The sequence below is a fragment of the Pseudomonas sp. Pse35 genome (assembly GCF_024519715.1).
Classification (GTDB): Bacteria; Pseudomonadota; Gammaproteobacteria; order Pseudomonadales; family Pseudomonadaceae; genus Aquipseudomonas; species Aquipseudomonas paracarnis.
Window position 1 is genome coordinate 1 of record NZ_JALJRP010000004.1, and the last position, 17,120, is coordinate 17,120.

The window sequence follows — 17,120 nt, forward strand, 5'->3', positions numbered from 1 at the left end:
CATCCATGGCGCGGGGCGGCTAAACCGGCATCCCTGCCGGTTTACCCCCCAAATCACTGGCGAATTCCGGCCAGCGTGGTTTAACGGGGCGCCTGAGATCAAGATCACAAGCAGATCAAGATCAAGAGCGGCTCGCTTCGCATCGTGGTTACCGGTGGCTGCGGCGAACTGCACAGTTGTGTAGATACCTATGGCTATCGCAGGCAAGCCACACACACATTTGGAATGCGTGTGTGCTTAGAAGAACCGCGTCACGCTGATCTTCGCATCACGCCCCTTGGTGTACGCCCGGTCGCCGCTCAAGGCCGGGCGGAAGTTTTTGTTGAACAGGTTGTCCACCGTGAAGTTCACCTCGGTGCCTTTGAGATATGCCTGCTGCGGTGTCCATTTGGCGAACAGGCCCTGGGTGTTGTAGCGCTTGTTGCCGTACTGGTCGTAGAACACATCGCCGATGCTGGAGCCCGGGCCGCCAGAGTATTTGTCGCTGGGCAGGCGGTCGGTGGCGCCGATGAATTGGCTCATCCAGCCCACCTGGGCATCCCAGGCCGGGATGTGAGTGCCCAGTACCAGTACCCATTTGGTCGGCGGAATATCCCGCGCGGCCACGTCCGGGCCCCAGGGATTGGTGTAGGCGCCTTGGTGCTGGCCCTTGGCATAGGCGAACGACACCGAGCCAAACAGGTAGGTGGAGTTGTAGATCGATTCGAGCTCAACGCCCTTGATGGTCAGGCTGCCGATATTGCGGTAGTTGGACATCGGCCCAGGCGGGCAAGCTGAAGCGATGCTGCCGCCATTGACAGCCTGGTTCTGGCAACCCACGCCGGTGGCCTTGAAGATCTCGTCTTCGACTTTGTTGTGAAACAGGGTGGTGCGCAGTTGCAAGTTGTCGTCCTGGGCGAGCAGGTTATCGAAGCTGGTGATGTTGCCCAGGGTGATCGAGGTGATGCGCTCCGGGTCCAGGTCGACGCTGGTGGCGGTGCGACTGCCCACGCCCTGCACTTCGTATTGTTCGTCGATCACCGGGGCGCGCCAGGTCTGGCTCCAGTTGGCGAACAGCCCCACACTCGGCGTCACGGTCCAGAATAGCGCCAGGCGTGGCGACCAGCCAGTGTAGGTGCGGTCGCTGTAGTCGTGACCCACTGCCGGGTTGTTGTAGTAGGGCGCATCGTTGCCTTCGCCGCGGTTGCGCACATGGTCGTAGCGCAGCGACGGCGTGATCGTCACGTCGCCCAACGTCACCGCGTCCTGGATAAAGAAGCTGTTGGTATCGACTTTGCCGTGGGGCATGAAGCCCGGCTGGAAGTGCCCGTAGTTGTAGCGCGGCGTGTTGTAGGTGGCGCCGGGCATCCACATCTCGGTTTCGCGGGTGTGCTTGCGGATTTGCCCGCCGACCGTCACGGCATGCTGCAAGGGGCCGGTGTCAAACAGGCTGACGTTACGGATATCCAGGAGCTTGTCGGTGTAGGCGGTGTCCATCTTGCGCCCGCCGGTGGCCAACTGGAAAAACGCCGTGGCGTCACGCTCATCGGTCTGTTCGGTGTTGGACTGGGAATACTTGATGGTCAAGTCCACCAGCGGGTTGTCCAGCGGCTGGTATTCATACTTGCCCGACCAGGTGGTGTCGACCGTGTCACGGTGGGCGAGAAAGCGCTTCAACGCGCCTTCGTAGCCGTAGCGGTCGATGTTGAACTGGGTTGGCGGCGTGGGGTAGCTGGCGGCGGAAAACGGGGTCCAGCGGTTGCTGTGGGAGCGCGAGTACGACAGCCCGACACTGTGCTCATCGGTAAAGTGCGCGTTGACCTTGAACAGCTTGCCGTCCACATCCTGGGCGCTGTTGGGCAGGCGCTGGGGGTTGATCGGGTACTCATTGTTGTCGTTGGGCAATTTGGCGGCCACCTTCATATCGCCGCCGTCGCGTTGGGTCAGGTAGGCCAGCGCATCGAAACGGCCGTCGTCGGTACGGCCATAGACGGCACTGCTGTAGACCTGTTCATGGTCGTTGCTGGAGTAGCCATATTTGAGCATCGCACCGCTGTTGCGGCCGTCCTTGAGCAGGTCCGGAGCGTCCTTGGTGACCATGTTGACCGTGCCGCCGAAGCCGCCATTACCGGTGAACGGCGAGTTGGGGCCTTTTTCCACTTCAATGCGCTTGATCAGCTCGGGCTCGATAAACACCGTGCCTTGCTGGTAACGCTCAAAGCCTGTCTTGGTGGCACCGTCAACGGTCAGCGGCACGTCTTCGGCATCGCCGAAACCACGGATGTTGATGGTCTGGCCGCCGGGCTTCAGCGAGCCGCCCTGGCTGACACCGGGCAAGGTCTGCAACAGGCTGGGAATGTTATTGGACTGGTAACGGTCGATGTCGGCCTGGGTCAGGGTGGAGCGGTTGACGGTGCTGGCGTTTACCTCATTGCCAGTACCGATCACGCTCAGGGTGTCCAACTGGATCGCGCCACCGGTGGTGGTTTTGCCCTCGTCGGGGCGCACCACATAGGTACTGCCGACCTTGATCAGGTTGAGCTCACCGTTTTTGAGCAGGGAACGGATGGCCACTTCCGGGGTGTAGTTACCGTCAAGCGCTGGGGCCTGCACGTTCTTGAGCAGGGTTTCATCGAACAGCAGCTGGATTTTCGCTTGCTGGGCCACCTGGCTCAGGGACGTGGCCAGCGACTGGGCCGGCAGGTGCAGCTTGAGCGACTCGGCTTCGGCGCTGAGGCTCAAGGCCAGGCACGTAGCCATGAGTGTCGGTCGAAGAAACAGGTGCGAAGCGTGGCAAGGCGCGCGAAACATGAAATCCCCCGGAGCGGCTAAATAGCCAAAAAGGTGTGCGTATCAAACACAGACAGGAGGAAGACGGGGCAGGCAAAAAAAACCACACATGCGAATGCAAAATATTCTCATGTGTGGTTTCTGCCGTTTATTTGCTCGGCTCGATTCTCATGATGCCATCCGCCGAGAGCACGGTTTTCACTGGCAACAGCGCGGGCAAGGCGTTGAGCAGGGCGTCCGGGTCGCTCACATCAAGGTTGCCCGACACCTTGAGCTGCGCGACGGCCTTGCTGACCTGCAACGGCGTTTGTGGACGGTAGAGGCTAAGTTCGTCGATCAGGCTGGCCAGCTCTCGATTGCGAAACGACAAATGCCCGCTGCGCCAATCGGCGATCTCTTCGGCGCTGAGGCTTTGCGATTGCACGGTGCCTTTGGCGTAGTTGTATGAGGCCCGTTGCTGGGCGTCGAGCAGGGTGACGGGGCTTTCGCCATTTGGCGCGAAAGCGACCTGGCCATGGGCAACGCTGACCACCAATTGCTGCTGCCCACGGCGCACATCGAAAGCCGTGCCCACCACCCGTACGCTCGACTCGCCGGCCTGCACGTAGAGGGGGCGTTCCTTGTCGGCGGCCACTTCGATGTACAGCTGGCCTTTGTCCAGATGCAGCACCCGTTGATGGGCGCTGAAGTCCACGCGGATATGGGTGTTGGCATTCACATACAAGGTACTGCCATCTGGCAGATTCAAAGTGCGCACGCCCTTGGCATGGGTGGCAACCTGGTTGTGATACAGCTCGCGCGGTGCGCCGATAGAGGTCGCCAGCACGGCGCAGAGCAGGGCGGCGGCCATCGCCAGGGCAGGGCGCCAAAGGCTGGGCTTGCGCTTGGGCAGTGCCAACGGTTTGTTCAGTTGTTGCAACTGGGCGAGGTCGGCCCACAGCTGTTCGAATTCGGCATAGGCGCGCGCATGCGCGGGCACCGCCTGCCAGTCGGCAAAGGCTTTACGGTCGGCGCGGCTTGCTTCGTTGCGGTTGCGTGCAAACCAACTGGCGGCTTGGGCGTCGATGCAATCGCTCGCTTGGCTGTCCAGCGCGTCTGTGTCGCTCGGGCGGTTCATTCTGGCTGCTCCGTGCCGGGGACGGGTTGAAGGCGGCGCTTGCAGTGCAGCAGGGCAAAGGCGATGTGCTTTTCCACCATGCTGGTGGAGATGCCCATGCGCGTTGCTATCTGCGCCTGGCTCAAGCCTTCGAAGCGGTGCAGCATAAGGGCTTCTCGTCGGCGCGGCGAGAGTTCGGCAAGGACTTCTTTCAACTGTTCCAGGCGTTGCAGGCGAAGGGCGGCGGCCATGGGGTCGTTGTGCTCGTCGGTGACCGGCTCGGCATCCATTTCGGCGTGATCAGGGTGGACGGTTTGCCGTACCTTCTGTTTGCGCCAGTGATCGCGCAGCAGGTTGCGCGCCATCTGGAACAGAAACGCTCGTGGCTGCTCGACCTTGGCACGGTCGCGGTAGCCCAGCCATTGGGTAAATACATCCTGGGCCATGTCCGCCGCGTCGCTGGCGTTGTCCGTGCGTTTACGCAGGAAATACAGAATGTCTGCATAAAACCCGCGACAGGCATCGGCCGCCGACGGGTCGGGCTGGGGACGAGACATGGATACCCTTCTTGACGAAGTACGACGTGGAAAAGTTGCGAATGATATCGAGAACTATTGTCATTTGTCTCCAGCTAAATAGATCTCCCGTGTTTGGCTGGAAAAAATTGGGGCATGGCCTTTAATCCTACAAGTTTGGGAGCGATATCCCACTCAAAGGAGAAAGTCATGGCTGGATGGTATGAGTTGAGTAAAAGCAGTAACGGGCAGTTTCGTTTCGTGCTTAAGGCGGCGAACGCAGAAACCATATTGACCAGCGAGCTTTACACCACCCGCGGTGCTACTGAAGCCGGCATTGCTTCAGTGCAGGCAAACAGCCCACATGATGAACGTTATGAGAAAAAAGTGGCCAGCAACGGCCAACCGTTCTTCAACCTCAAGGCGGCCAATCATCAAGTGATCGGCAGCAGTGAGCAGTACACCTCTACAGCCGCACGAGACAATGGCATTGCCAGCGTCAAGACCAATGGTCCCAGTGTCACTATCAAGGACAAGACCTGACGGTTGTGCAAGAAGACCTGCGCCCGGCTCGTGAGAGCCGGGCGTTTTTTATACCGATGACAGCAACGCTTTGAGCTGTCCGATCCCTGCCTCACCCAACGGGAACACCGGCAAGCGCGGATTACCCACCTCCAACCCGGTCAAGCGCAACCCGGCCTTGATCGTCGCCGGCAGCCCGCCTTTGAGGATGAATTGCAGCAATGGCAACTGTCGGTAGAACAGCTCCCGCGCCTTGCTCAAATCATCGGCCAGTACGGCCTGATACAAGCTCAGGTTCAGTTGCGGGATCAGGTTCGGCGCCGCGGTGCACCAGCCTTTGGCGCCAGCCGCGAAGGCTTCCAGCGCCAGCGGGTTGCAACCGTTGTAGAACGGCACGTCACTCTGCAGTTTCAACTGGTGCATGCGCTGGATGTCGCCAGTGCTCTCCTTGACCATGGTCACGTTCTCGACCTGCTTGAGGATACGCAGGATCAGCTCCACCGACATGTCGGTGCCGCTGGTGGCCGGGTTGTTGTAGAGCATGATCGGCACGCCGATGCTGTCGCCGATGGCGGCGTAGTGAGCGAGGATTTCCGCGTCACTGAGTTTCCAGTACGAGGCCGGCAGCACCATGACCACATCGGCGCCGTGCTCTTCGGCGTAGCGGGCGCGGCGCACGGCCTTGGCGGTGGTCAGGTCGGACACGCTGACAATGGTCGGCACGCGCTTGGCGACTTTCTTGATGCTGTAGGCGCTGACTTCATCCCACTCGGCATCGCTCAGGTATGCGCCTTCGCCCGTGCTGCCCAAGGGCGCAATGGCGTGGACGCCGCTGTTGATCAAGCGGTCGATGGAGCGCCCGAGGGCGTCGAGGTCAACGCGCTGGCCGTCGGCGCTGAAGGGCGTGATGGTGTAGCCGATGATGCCGTGAATGGTTGGGTTGGACATGGGGGAAACTCCGGTCGAAAAGGGGGGCAATCAGTTCAGGCAATCGGCGTGCTTGCGCAGGTTTTGCCGGGCGTAATAGTTGAACGCGGCGCCGTGGCGTTTGGGTTTGGAGATCCAGTCGTGGGCCTCGCGCCCCAGCTCCGGCAGGATCGGTTTGACGGTACCAGCAGACATCGCCAGCAACTGCAACTTGGCAGCCCGTTCGATCAACTGCGCAATCACGCAGGCTTCTTCGATGCTGGCCCCAGTGGACAACTGGCCGTGGTGCGAGAGCAGAATGGCGCGCTTGTCGCCCAGGGCCGCGGTGATGATTTCCCCTTCTTCATTGCCCACCGGTACGCCGGGCCAGGCCTCCAGGAACGCGCAATCTTCGTACAGCGGGCAAAGGTCCATGTGCGACACCTGCAACGGCACTTCCAGCATCGACAGCGCGGCAATGTGCGTGGGGTGTGTGTGGATGATGCAGTTTACATCCGGGCGGCCGCGGTACACCCAGGTGTGAAAACGGTTGGCGGGGTTGGGAATGCCATGGCCTTCCAGTACTTCGAGGTCTTCGTTGACCAGCAACAGATTGCTGGCCGTGATTTCGTCAAAACCCAGGCCCAGTTGCTGGGTGTAGTAGGTGCCGGGCGTCGGCCCACGTGCGGTGATCTGCCCGGCCAGGCCGGAGTCGTGGCCGTACTCGAACAGGATTCGGCAGGTCAGCGCCAGCTTTTGCCGGTCGGTCCACGTATTATCTGCCAGGCTGTTTTGCATCTGGCTCAGTGCTTGCTTGACCAGTTGGTCTTTTGGGAGTGCTAATGTCTTGGCCATATCGGTGTCCTTTGGGTGGTTCAATGGACGTCGGATTTGCTGGTCGCCCGCTGCTCGCAAGGTCGTTGGGTGAATGCAAATGACACTAAAGATGCTATATGACACTTTGTGTCATTGGCAAGCCTGTATCATCGCTTTCTGCAGGGATTAACCGCAGCACATGTCTATCCGCTTGAAAATATTAAGAAAAAAACTTGGCGTGACCCTGGAGGCCCTGGCCGAAAAATCCGGGATGACCAAGAGTTACCTGTCGAAAGTCGAACGCGGGCTTAATACGCCATCCATCGCAGCGGCGTTGAAACTCGCCAAGGCGTTGAACGTGAAGGTCGAAGAATTGTTCAGCGAAGACAACGTCACCCTCGACAGCTACAGCCTGGTGCGCAGCCATGAGCGGCCCGACACCTCGCCGGGTTATGCGGTGCTTGCCCACCAAGTCAGCGAGCGCAGCCTGCTGCCGTTCATCATTTATCCGCCGGCGGAGTTCACCGACAAGACCTTCAAGGAGCACCTGGGGGAGGAGTTTTTATTCGTGCATGAAGGCCAGGTTGAGGTGGATTTCATGAACGAGCGCGTGCTGTTGGCGCGAGGTGATGCGCTGCATTTCAACGCGCAGAAACCCCACCGGATTCGCTCGGTGGGAGAGGTGCAGGCGCAGTTGCTGGTGGTGGTGCACAGCGCTGAGGAGTGAGACTGAGCCCGACTTGAAATGCATTCAATGGCTTGCCTGCGATAGCGGTTTATCGGTGCCCAATCTGTCGCTGACCCACCGCCATCGCAGGCAAGCCAGCTCCCACATTTTGCTCAGCGTTCTACAGGGACGGACAATGCCGGATTGCCCAGTGGGTGCGTACGCGCGGTAAAGAACCTCAGTTCCACATTAGAGCCCTCGAACAGCTCCAGATACCGCCGCTTCTGCTGACGAACAAACCCATCACTGCGCCCCGACACCGAGATCGCCAGGGTGCTGATGCGGGCCTGGCCGATAGCTTCTACCAGGTGTTTATCCTGCGGCCCCAAGTCATGCCCGAAGATGCACAGCGCGCCTTCATGGCTCAATAGCTGTTCATAACAGAACGACAGATAATCCGAACTGCGGATACTTTTGAGTTTCTCCTCCACCTTGCCTTCACTGACAAACAGCGGCACATCGTCGAGGGTCTTGATCGTGTTGTTGATGGCAAAACTGCTGAGCAGGGTGCTGTCGGTGGACGGCAATTTGCGCGCCGTGCCGTCGAGGTTGCGCACCATTTGCAGGCCTCCGTGCAGGTACAGGATGCGGGTGATGTCGGTGCGCGTATTGCGCAGGTCGAAGCTTGAGTCGGCGCTGCGAAACAGGTCGTCGATACCCGGTGCGTGCAGGGTCGCCCAGTAGTTGAGCAAATCGTAGTTACTGGTGAAGACGGTGGCGTAGGTGGCCAGCTCCGCGTTGATCGTCGCCAGCGTCGACGGTTGCACCAGGCGCCAGGGAATGTGCACGGCATGGATGGTGTTGATCAGTGCTTCCTTGATCGCGTAGTAACGGTTACGCGGCGCCGCCGAGCTGACCGCCAGGGCCTTGTTGACCCGGCTGGTGGTTTTCAAGGCGCCCAAGGCTTGCTCGAAACTGCGGGTTTGCAAGGCGTCGAACACGCTGAGCTCGGAGGCGCTCAGGGGTTTTTCTTCGACGGTACGGGCGTTTTCGAACAGCGAGTCGTAGGCAAAGTCTTCCCAGATCGTGCGGCTGGCGCCGTTGCCGATCAGAATCCCGCTGAAGTCGACGGCAGCGCGCAGGGAGCTCCAGTCTTCAAGGTGGGCGTCAATATCCTGGAAATCCTTCATTGCGGCGGGTCTACTCGAAATCGGCTGGGGGGTGACTTTATCACGAGCCGGCATTGATCCTGATCAAGATGCGCCACGCGGTACAGGTTGATTCTGTCGGCATAAAGCCTTTGAGGATTGATCATGAGCAGCACGTTCTTTATCCCCGCCGTCAACATCATGGGTATCGATTGCCTCGACGAAGCGATGACCGCCATCCGCAACTACGGCTTTGGCAAGGCGTTGATCGTCACCGACGTCGGCCTGGCCAAAGCCGGTGTGGCCGGCATGATCGCCGAGAAGCTGGCGATGCAGGATATCGACTCGGTGATCTACGACGGCGCCAAGCCCAACCCCAGCGTGGAAAACGTCGAAAAAGGCCTGGCGTTACTGCAACAGAGCGCCTGTGATTTCGTCGTGTCCCTGGGCGGCGGTTCGCCCCATGACTGCGCCAAGGGCATTGCCCTGTGCGCCACCAACGGTGGGCGTATCGGCGACTATGAAGGCGTGGACCGATCGAGCAAGCCGCAACTGCCGCTGGTAGCCATCAATACCACCGCTGGCACGGCCAGCGAGATGACGCGTTTTTGTATCATCACCGACGAAAGCCGCCACGTAAAAATGGCCATCGTCGACCGCAATGTCACGCCGTTGCTGTCGGTCAACGACCCGGCCCTGATGGTCGGCATGCCCCAGGGCCTCACCGCCGCCACGGGCATGGATGCGCTGACCCACGCCATCGAAGCCTACGTGTCCACCGCTGCGACACCGATCACCGACGCCTGCGCGATCAAGGCCATCGAATTGATCAGCGCCAACCTGCGCCTGGCGGTGCGCGACGGCACTGACAAGGCCGCACGGGAAAACATGGCCTACGCGCAATTCCTCGCTGGCATGGCCTTCAACAATGCGTCCCTGGGTTTCGTGCATGCCATGGCCCACCAATTGGGCGGCTTGTACGACCTGCCCCATGGCGTGTGCAACGCGGTGCTATTGCCCCATGTACAAAGCTTCAATGCCAGTGTCTGCGCCAAACGCCTGAGCGACGTGGGCCGGGCCCTTGGTGCAGATATCAAGGGCATCACCGCCGAGGAGGGCGCCCAGGCTGCCATCGCGGCGATTCGTCGGTTGTCCCAGGACGTGGAAATCCCTGCGGGCTTGCGTGAGCTTGGCGCTAAGTTGCAGGACATTCCGTTGCTGGCCAGCAATGCGTTGAAAGATGCCTGCGGGCTGACCAACCCACGGCGGGCGGACCAGCGTCAGATTGAGGAGATCTTTCGTAGCGCTTTTTGATAGGGGCAGCCTTTGGCAGCACGCGGTAAGCTACACGCTCAATGCATTCAAGCATCAAGCGTGCGGCGTGCCGCTGAGGTCACTTCATGAGAGTTCTGTTATTCGGCGCCACCGGCATGGTGGGCCAGGGTGTGCTGCGCGAGTGCCTGCTGGCGGCCGATGTGCAGGAAGTGGTGGCCGTCGGCCGCACGCCCTTGACCCAAGAGCACGACAAGCTGCATCAGGTGTTGCACAACGACATGCTGGATTTTCAGCCCCTGGAAAACCTGTTGCAGGGTTTTGATGCATGTTTCTTCTGCCTGGGTGTTTCGTCGGCGGGCATGAAGGAGGCGCGCTATACCCACCTCACCTATGACCTGACCCTCGTGGCGGCCAGCACCCTGGCGCGGCTCAATCCGCAGATGACCTTTATCTATGTGTCCGGCGCCGGCACGGACAGTTCCGAAGCCGGCAAGTCGATGTGGGCGCGGGTCAAGGGCAAGACCGAAAATGCCTTGCTGCGCTTGCCGTTCAAGGCGGTGTATCTGTTCCGCGCCGGGATCATCCAGCCGTTGCACGGTGTGCGTTCGAAGACGCCGTTGTACCAATCCTTCTACAGCGTGCTTGGGCCGGTGCTTTCGTTTGTGCGGCGACTGAAACCGGATTGGGTGGTGAGCACCGAGACCGTCGGCCGTGCGATGTTGCAGGCGGCCAGCCAAGGCGCGCCGCAGCCCGTGGTGGAGCAGGCCCAGATCAATCGCCTGGCGGCTGAGCGCCGCTGAGCTGAATCAGCGCAACGCCGCTGATCAGCAGTAACGCGCCCAACGCCCGGGAGGTTGTCAACTGACGTTCCACCAGGCCGAACAGGCCGAAATGGTCCAGCAGCAACGACGCGAGAATCTGCCCGGCCATGGCCAGCGCAATGAAGCCCGATGCGCCGAGCTTGGGCAGCAGCATCAACGCCAATGAAATAAAACACACGCCAAAGGCACCACCGGCCCACATCCACAACGGTGCCTTGCTGATAAAGGCCAGGCTCGGCAGGGGTAAACGCATCGCCACAATCACCGGCAGCAGCACGATGATGCTCACCAGTAACGACGCCAGGGTGGCCCACAACGGATGGCCGAGCCCGCGCCCGAGGTTGGCGTTGATCGCACTCTGAAACGGCACTACCGCGCCGGCGAACACCGCCAGCGCTAACAAACCTACCCAATGCAACACAGTCATCTCGACGCTCCCAAAGGTTTTGCTGGACTCTAGGGTATTCGTCGCGCAAATTTAAATTCCAAATTCTTATGCTGGACATGCAGTTGATGAATGATCTGCGCCGCGTCGACCTTAATCTGCTGGTGATCCTCGACGCCTTGCTCAGCGAGCAACACGTCACCCGCGCCGCCGAGCGCCTGCACCTGAGCCAGCCGGCGGTCAGCCATGCGTTGGCACGGCTGCGCGATATGCTGGGCGACCCGCTGTTGATGCGTCAGGGCGGCACACTGGTGCCAACCGCCCGCGCCCTGGAATTGGCGGCGCCATTGACCGAAGCTCTGGCCCAGGTGCAGGCATTACTGGCGCCGAATCGTTTTGATCCCGCCTCGGCCAAGCGCCGCTTTCGCGTGGCGATGTCGGACTACAGCGCGGCGATATTCCTGCCCGGCCTGGTTCGCGTCCTACGCCATGAAGCGCCCGGTATCGACTTGCAGATCATCCAGGCCAGCCGCGAAGGCATGGTTGAGGGTGTGCTCAATGGCGATCTCGATCTGGCTGCGGGCGTATTCCCCGACATGCCCGCCGAACTGCGGACTACGCCGCTGTTCGAAGAGCATTACACCTGCCTGGTCGACCCCACCAGCCTTGCGCCCAACGGAGTGCTGGACCTGCCGACATACCTGTCACGCCCCCATGTGCTGCTGGAGATGCGCGGCAGCGGCACGCCGGAAATCGAACGGGCGCTTACGGCCATTCGTGAACGCCGCCACGTGGCGATCAGCCTGCCGCACTGGAGCGTGGCGCCGCAGTTGATCCAGGGCACGGACCTGATTCTGACGGTGTCGTCCCGGGGTTTGATGAATATTGACGCTCGGCAATTGCTGGCCGTGCCACCGCCGTTTCATATTCCGTCGTTTGCCTTTGAGCTGGCCTGGCATACGCGGCGGGGCGGGGATGTGGGGTTGCAGTGGTTGATTGGCAGGGTGGTGGGTGTATTGTCCGCAGACCCACGACAACGCGAGAACACCTAGATGCTCAGCGGTTTCAACCACCTGACCCTGGCCGTCACCGATGTGCCGCGCAGCGTCAGTTTCTATCACGACCTGCTGCGCCTGCAGCTCGACGCAACCTGGGATAACGGTGCCTATCTCTCATTGCCTGGGCTTTGGCTGTGCCTGTCGCTGGACCCGTTGCGCTCGGCTGCTCCGGCGATGGATTACACCCACTATGCCTTCACTGTCGATGCTGCTGATTTCACTGCCTTGGTCGAACGCCTGCGCGCCGCCGGCGTACAGGAGTGGCGAGACAACCGCAGTGAAGGCGCATCGTTTTATTTTCTCGACCCTGACGGCCATAAGCTGGAGGCCCATGTCGGCGATCTGGCCTCGCGGCTGCAAGCCTGTCGTGCCAAGCCCTATGCTGGAATGAAGTTTTACCCACCGCGCTGAAACATGCAGAATCAATCACCTTTTAGCGTCTGTCGGAGCGTCTATCCATGACCCCATCCTTGCTGTTCGCCGTGCTGGCTTCGGGTTTTATCTACGGTATTACCCCAGGCCCCGGTGTCCTGGCCGTATTCGGCATCGGTGCGGCCCGTGGCCGGCGTGCCGGGGCAGGATTCTTGTGCGGTCATTTGCTCGGCGATGTGGTGTGGTGCAGCACGGCGCTGATTGCCATCGTTGGTGCGCGGGAAGTCGGCAGCAGTGCGTTTGACGTACTCGGTGTACTCAGTGGAATGTATTTGTTCTGGCTCGGCTGGCGTGCGATCCGTACCCAACGCCGCAACAGCGACGCTCCTCAGGGCGCGGCGCGCCATCCGTTCTGGCACGGTATTCTGTTTGGCTTGACCAACCCCAAGGCCTACCCGGTTGCCGTGGCGACGTTCACCGCGTTGCTGTCCAGCCGGGCCGAGTTGTTGACTTGGTCGATGCTGCCGACCTTGATCCTGCTGAGCTTTATCGGTGGTTTGCTGGCCTACGCGATCCTGATCGGCGTGGTGGGTGCACGACGGGTGCGCACGCTGTATCAACGCCATGAAATCCTGATCACCAAACTCTGCGGCGTGATGTTTATCGGCTTCGCCCTCAATGCCCTGGCGCACGCATTGCCGGGCCTGTTCGGCAGCAAACCGGCCTGAGGTGACGAAGACCGTTCGTCGCCCAGGTAAGTTTTTTCTAAACCTTTACCGTCCTGAAAATTCGAATTCAGGGCGGGTTATATGCTCCCGCGCCTATTTTTGCCCTGGAGGAACCCATCATGAGCCGCATGGCTATCCGGTTACGCACCGCCAGTTTCGCGATGCTGCTGGGCCTCGGCGCCAGCAATGCTTTCGCCCAGTCGCCTGCAGAATTCATCGAGCAGGCTTCGGCCAAAGGTATGGCCGATATCGAAACCAGCCGCATGGCCCACGCCAAGACCTCGTCCCAGGAAATCAAGGACTACACCATTGAGGTCATCAACGAGCGCACGCTGGCCAACCAGCACTTGGCGGCGATCGCCAAGAAGCTTGATTTGCCAGTGGCCCCACGGGAGAAGATCGTTGATAAAGCCGAAACCCTGATGCCTGAATTCAAGGACGGCGATTCGTTTGACGCTGCCTATACCGCGCAGCAGGTCAAGGAAAACGAAGACGCCATCGCTCTGTTCCAGAAAGAAGGCGCGGCGTCGGATGTGCCAGAGATAAAGGCACTGGTGGATGAGACGCTACCCAAGCTTGAAGAGCGCTTGCAAAAAGCCCGGGCCCTGGCGTCGACCTACGGTAAGGGCCATCAAGGCGACGGTTGAGGCCGCTGCCCGATCTGAAAAACGGCGGTGGGAGGGGACTCCCACCGCCGTTTTCATGCCGGGTTTCAGACGGGGTATGGGTCAATGCCGCCTATAACGCCAGTTCCGTCTGGCCTGTGCCTTCAAGTGCGAGTAAATACTGCTTGGCTGCCAACCCGCCCGCGAACCCGGTCAGTCCGCCGGAGGCGCCGATCACCCGGTGACATGGCGCAATGATTGAAATGGGGTTGCGCCCATTCGCGGCGCCGACGGCGCGCACGGCTTTGGGGTTGCCGATCTGCTGTGCGATCTGGCTATAGCTGCGGGTTTCGCCGAAGGGAATGGTCAGCAGTGCTTGCCAGACTTGCTTCTGGAAGTCAGTGCCGGTGAAGTCCAGTTCCAGTTCGAAGTGGTTACGCTTTCCGGTGAAGTATTCCTGCAATTGGCGCTCGGTTTCCAAGAGCACTGGGCTGTCGTCGGCTTCGATCAATTCACCCAGGCGCACGCGATTGGCACGTTCTACTTCCCAGAGGATGGCGTTGAGTTTGCCATCCCGCGCCACCAGAGTGAGTTCACCGACAGGGGAAGGCATGAGCTTGTATTGGTAGTCCATGAGCAGTTTCCTTGAAGGGCGTTGATGGGGACCACGCCACTGTAGTTCCACCAAGGGGGTTGGGAACTACGTTTCTTGCGGTCAAATTCTTGTCCAACTAGACATTCCAGTAAACCCAGCTGGAATAATGGGGGGACCAGTAGAGCCAGGCGATAATGTAAAGGGCCTTGAGTACTGACGCTGTACCTAACATGACCATAGAAATGACGTTGAGCAGGGTGACAAACAAAGCGAACACAGCCACGCCTGGGGTTGCGTGACGCCAGGCAAACCTCACGCCATACGCTGAGGCGGCAATCATTCCTGACTCCAGCAATAATCCGAGGGGGAAGGGCAGCCGTACAAACGAGACCAGCAGCGGCAAAACCAACACCCAGCCGGCTACTTGGCACAGGATGATTTTGGGTGTGGCTTTTTTGGTGTCCAGCATTGCCATGTTTCCAAGCTCTGGGCCGATGAGCCTACATTATCGTGAGGTGTTGCCGGTCTTCCTGTAAGACTTTGTTTAGGCGTACCTATCGCTCCTGCTGTAATGCCTTTCGCGCTGCGAATGCCAGAAACCCCGAGCAGCTTTTTCCTGTGGATGATTCAACAGGTATTCAACGATGCGATTCAACAGATAGCCGAGCAGCAGATGAGTGCTGGAGACTAAATTTTAGGCATAAAAAAACCGGTCACCAAGGACCGGTTTTTTGTGCAGCCTCCGCCAGAAACCCCCTGACGCAAGTGCAAATCTGAGTGGAGCGGGTAGAGGACTTGTGATTGATCACGGATTACGTGGCCTGTAGGAGGTTTCATCGTTTCACCATACAAGCGCCCATACAGAACGCTTGGGGCTACAGCGGATTGCCCAGCCCCGTAGCGATGAAGTGCCGGCGCTTATTCGTCGGCGTTGGCTTGTTGGTTTCGGGCGGCTTTCTTGCCCTCGATCCACTTTTCGACCTCGACTGGGTCGAAGCGGCACCGGGCGCCCCGTGCGTCACTGCTTTTGATCGGCGCCGGGAACGTCTTGTCACGAACCCGCAGCTTGTTAAGGCCGGACACGCTTTGCATGCCCAGCATCTTGAGAACTTCTTTGTTGCCCACCAGGGCGGTGTGTTGTTGGTTCATAGGAATGCCTCGCCATTCTTTTTCTTTAGGGTTTCGATAACGTTTTTCGCCCACTGATCACGGGAAATTCCTTTATCTCCTTGCCAGTGCGTCTCGCCGCCAGGGTGGTATGGGGAGCCTATATAAGTCCCCGCGGGGAGGCCGCGCAGCCTGATTGCTGAGGTGTTAACCCCGGTAGCACAAACTACCAAGTAGCCCGTTTTGGTCGGCAACACCCAGCTGTCGGAGCCGAAGGTAAGTTGGTGCTGCTTTTTTCTTTTTGGTCCGCGAAGCACTTTCTGAGGAATGATAGCCCCCTGCCTGTAAAACCGTGCGCGGCTCAAAAGTGAGTCGAATTCCTGCAACACGTCTGCATTTGTATTGTCCATGGGAATACCTCGCCACGCCGTTGCCGGGTGGATTGATTGAAGGGGGAGGGGTTACAGAGAGGGGTTGAGGCGGGTTACTTCGGCAAGGCAGGCATCAGCCAAGTGCTTATGGTCTTTGCATCCAATAACTCGGTAAATAAGGATCCCGTCCTGGGTAGCGCTTCCGCCGCTCCATGGGTTGCCATCCTGGTCGGTGACATCACAGAAAGAACAGCGCACCACCGCTACCGGCGCGGGCTGCTCGGCGTGGTCGAACATCGCCTTGTATTCAAAGCCCTGATCTTCCCAAGATTCGACCACATCCCATTCCTGCGTGAAGTGGTTGATCGCATTGCCGCGCGTCTGCACCCAGCCGTACGGCTCATGGTTTTCTGTCTTGCCGCACTTAGTGCATGTCAGCGTGAACTCGCCGTCATCTGTCCATTCATGGGCGCACGCCACTGGCTCGCCCTGGGGCTGGGCGGCGGGCTTGATCAGACCTTCCAGGTTCTGCAAAAGGATCAACTCAAGGGCCTTGATGCTGATGTGCGCGCTGTCCGGGTTGTCGTCCGGCTCATGCTCGCAGATGTCGCAGATGATGGCCGTCACGGTCTCGGCGGTTGCGCTGGGCTTTGCAGGCGCATCCAGCAGGGCGCGTAGCTTTTTGCCGTCGTCCCGGTTCAGCGAAGGCTCTACGAACAAGTGCCGGTAAATTCGCTTCAGCAACGCACGCGACACGCCGTCAATAGTTTGGTTGGTGGTCATGGCTTCGGTCCTTCCAGGAATTCAACGTTCGAAGCCCAGGCCTCGCCCGCATAGGTGTTTGTCCGGCTGCTTGCCGGGTATGCGTAGGTGGCCTTTCCAGTCTTGCAGTTGACGACTGTCAGTTGGTGGCCGTTACGATCGTGGTTTTCAACGCGAGCTTCGAACGATCCCCGCGAGTGGTGGACGCGAACAAGGCACCCCTTCGGGTAAACCTGCATTGCAAACTTGCGCTGCTCGGCGATTGCCGCGTCGGCAGCCAGGTCGAGGCTGATCATTTTATAACGCTGCTCTTTGTTCATAAATCACCTCAAATCAGTTGTGCCAGTGCCAGCAGGCACCAGCAGTAGGCGGGGAGTTGGTTAGAGCTTTGAATTCTCATGCGCCTGTATTGGGTTTGCCCGAAAGCGCCACTCATGGCCGCAAGACGCTCTATTGCATCGTCCGAAGGCGGCGCCGGTCATGTTGGGGAGTGTGTCGCCGGTCCTATCTGTCAGCCTGCCTGCCTCGATGTGATAGGCGTCCATGACGATGAATTCTTCGAACACCACCAGGTCAGCACTCCGACACTTTGGGCATCGGCA

The 17,120-nt window shown here is 59.6% G+C and carries 21 protein-coding genes; 8 read left to right on the forward strand and 13 right to left on the reverse strand.

All coding sequences use genetic code 11. The features are described 5' to 3' along the window. Positions 1–237: 237 nt before the first annotated feature. From OC445_RS03960 to OC445_RS03970, 3 genes are all read right to left on the reverse strand, one after another. A complete protein-coding gene (locus OC445_RS03960) occupies positions 238–2,790 on the reverse strand; it encodes a TonB-dependent receptor (RefSeq protein WP_072446845.1) in 2,553 nt (850 codons plus the stop codon). 127 nt (positions 2,791–2,917) lie between these two features. Next, positions 2,918–3,886 (reverse strand): FecR family protein, encoded by a 969-nt coding sequence (locus OC445_RS03965; protein ID WP_054898729.1) that lies wholly within the window; start codon positions 3,884–3,886, stop codon positions 2,918–2,920. Continuing rightward, the gene (locus tag OC445_RS03970) at positions 3,883–4,422 is read right to left on the reverse strand and encodes an RNA polymerase sigma factor (RefSeq protein WP_181124959.1); all 540 of its coding nucleotides are present in this window, start codon (positions 4,420–4,422) and stop codon (positions 3,883–3,885) included. The genes OC445_RS03965 and OC445_RS03970 overlap by 4 nt, the downstream gene beginning before the upstream one ends. Before the next feature lie 168 nt (positions 4,423–4,590). On the opposite strand from OC445_RS03970, the gene OC445_RS03975 reads away from it, so the two are divergent. Then, the gene (locus OC445_RS03975; protein ID WP_054917601.1) at positions 4,591–4,923 is read left to right on the forward strand and encodes a YegP family protein; all 333 of its coding nucleotides are present in this window, start codon (positions 4,591–4,593) and stop codon (positions 4,921–4,923) included. A gap of 48 nt (positions 4,924–4,971) precedes the next feature. Here OC445_RS03975 and OC445_RS03980 read toward each other — a convergent pair whose 3' ends face one another. After that, a complete protein-coding gene (locus OC445_RS03980; protein WP_057975652.1) occupies positions 4,972–5,850 on the reverse strand; it encodes a dihydrodipicolinate synthase family protein in 879 nt (292 codons plus the stop codon). A 30-nt stretch (positions 5,851–5,880) separates the two neighbouring features. Next, positions 5,881–6,663, reverse strand: coding sequence for an aldolase (locus OC445_RS03985; RefSeq protein WP_034126544.1), 783 nt, complete (start codon positions 6,661–6,663; stop codon positions 5,881–5,883). A gap of 160 nt (positions 6,664–6,823) precedes the next feature. On the opposite strand from OC445_RS03985, the gene OC445_RS03990 reads away from it, so the two are divergent. Next, the gene (locus OC445_RS03990; RefSeq protein WP_197900787.1) at positions 6,824–7,351 is read left to right on the forward strand and encodes a helix-turn-helix domain-containing protein; all 528 of its coding nucleotides are present in this window, start codon (positions 6,824–6,826) and stop codon (positions 7,349–7,351) included. Positions 7,352–7,464: 113 nt separating this feature from the next. Here OC445_RS03990 and OC445_RS03995 read toward each other — a convergent pair whose 3' ends face one another. After that, positions 7,465–8,481, reverse strand: a complete 1,017-nt coding sequence (locus OC445_RS03995) for a DUF4917 family protein (protein ID WP_262019948.1) — start codon at positions 8,479–8,481, stop codon at positions 7,465–7,467. 123 nt (positions 8,482–8,604) lie between these two features. Between OC445_RS03995 and yiaY the strand changes: the two genes are divergently transcribed. Together yiaY and OC445_RS04005 are read left to right on the forward strand one after the other, a co-directional pair. After that, on the forward strand, positions 8,605–9,753 hold the full coding sequence (yiaY, locus tag OC445_RS04000; RefSeq protein WP_034126546.1) for an L-threonine dehydrogenase: 1,149 nt from the start codon (positions 8,605–8,607) through the stop codon (positions 9,751–9,753). An 86-nt stretch (positions 9,754–9,839) separates the two neighbouring features. Further along, the gene (locus OC445_RS04005; protein ID WP_197900785.1) at positions 9,840–10,514 is read left to right on the forward strand and encodes an NAD(P)H-binding protein; all 675 of its coding nucleotides are present in this window, start codon (positions 9,840–9,842) and stop codon (positions 10,512–10,514) included. Here the strand turns inward: OC445_RS04005 and OC445_RS04010 are convergent. Then, positions 10,486–10,962 (reverse strand): DMT family transporter, encoded by a 477-nt coding sequence (locus tag OC445_RS04010; RefSeq protein ID WP_034126548.1) that lies wholly within the window; start codon positions 10,960–10,962, stop codon positions 10,486–10,488. The genes OC445_RS04005 and OC445_RS04010 overlap by 29 nt on opposite strands. 77 nt (positions 10,963–11,039) lie before the next feature. On the opposite strand from OC445_RS04010, the gene OC445_RS04015 reads away from it, so the two are divergent. From OC445_RS04015 to OC445_RS04030, 4 genes are all read left to right on the forward strand, one after another. Further along, positions 11,040–11,972 carry a LysR family transcriptional regulator gene (locus OC445_RS04015; RefSeq protein WP_405647278.1) on the forward strand — a complete coding sequence of 311 codons (933 nt, stop codon included), beginning with the start codon at positions 11,040–11,042 and terminating at the stop codon, positions 11,970–11,972. Beyond that, positions 11,973–12,389: a fosfomycin resistance glutathione transferase gene (gene fos, locus OC445_RS04020; RefSeq protein ID WP_054898736.1), complete on the forward strand. Its 417-nt coding sequence runs from the start codon at positions 11,973–11,975 to the stop codon at positions 12,387–12,389. Positions 12,390–12,436: 47 nt separating this feature from the next. Then, entirely contained in the window at positions 12,437–13,078 is a 642-nt protein-coding gene (locus OC445_RS04025) for a LysE family translocator (protein ID WP_198791464.1), read from the forward strand. A gap of 119 nt (positions 13,079–13,197) precedes the next feature. Next, positions 13,198–13,725, forward strand: coding sequence for a DUF4142 domain-containing protein (locus OC445_RS04030; protein WP_262019950.1), 528 nt, complete (start codon positions 13,198–13,200; stop codon positions 13,723–13,725). Between the two features lie 91 nt (positions 13,726–13,816). Here the strand turns inward: OC445_RS04030 and OC445_RS04035 are convergent, their stop codons facing one another. The 6 genes from OC445_RS04035 to OC445_RS04065 all read right to left on the reverse strand — a co-directional run bounded on the left by OC445_RS04035 (position 13,817) and on the right by OC445_RS04065 (position 16,838). Next, positions 13,817–14,317, reverse strand: coding sequence for a methylated-DNA--[protein]-cysteine S-methyltransferase (locus OC445_RS04035; protein ID WP_034126552.1), 501 nt, complete (start codon positions 14,315–14,317; stop codon positions 13,817–13,819). Between the two features lie 97 nt (positions 14,318–14,414). Next, positions 14,415–14,747, reverse strand: coding sequence for a hypothetical protein (locus tag OC445_RS04040; RefSeq protein ID WP_262019951.1), 333 nt, complete (start codon positions 14,745–14,747; stop codon positions 14,415–14,417). A gap of 449 nt (positions 14,748–15,196) precedes the next feature. Beyond that, the gene (locus tag OC445_RS04050; protein ID WP_262019952.1) at positions 15,197–15,427 is read right to left on the reverse strand and encodes a helix-turn-helix transcriptional regulator; all 231 of its coding nucleotides are present in this window, start codon (positions 15,425–15,427) and stop codon (positions 15,197–15,199) included. Then, positions 15,424–15,795: a hypothetical protein gene (locus OC445_RS04055; protein WP_262019953.1), complete on the reverse strand. Its 372-nt coding sequence runs from the start codon at positions 15,793–15,795 to the stop codon at positions 15,424–15,426. Before OC445_RS04055 ends, OC445_RS04050 begins: the two co-directional genes overlap by 4 nt. 51 nt (positions 15,796–15,846) lie before the next feature. Further along, positions 15,847–16,539 (reverse strand): hypothetical protein, encoded by a 693-nt coding sequence (locus OC445_RS04060; protein WP_198798663.1) that lies wholly within the window; start codon positions 16,537–16,539, stop codon positions 15,847–15,849. Further along, positions 16,536–16,838, reverse strand: a complete 303-nt coding sequence (locus OC445_RS04065) for a hypothetical protein (RefSeq protein ID WP_198798664.1) — start codon at positions 16,836–16,838, stop codon at positions 16,536–16,538. The genes OC445_RS04060 and OC445_RS04065 overlap by 4 nt, the downstream gene beginning before the upstream one ends. Between the last annotated feature and the right edge of the window lie 282 nt (positions 16,839–17,120).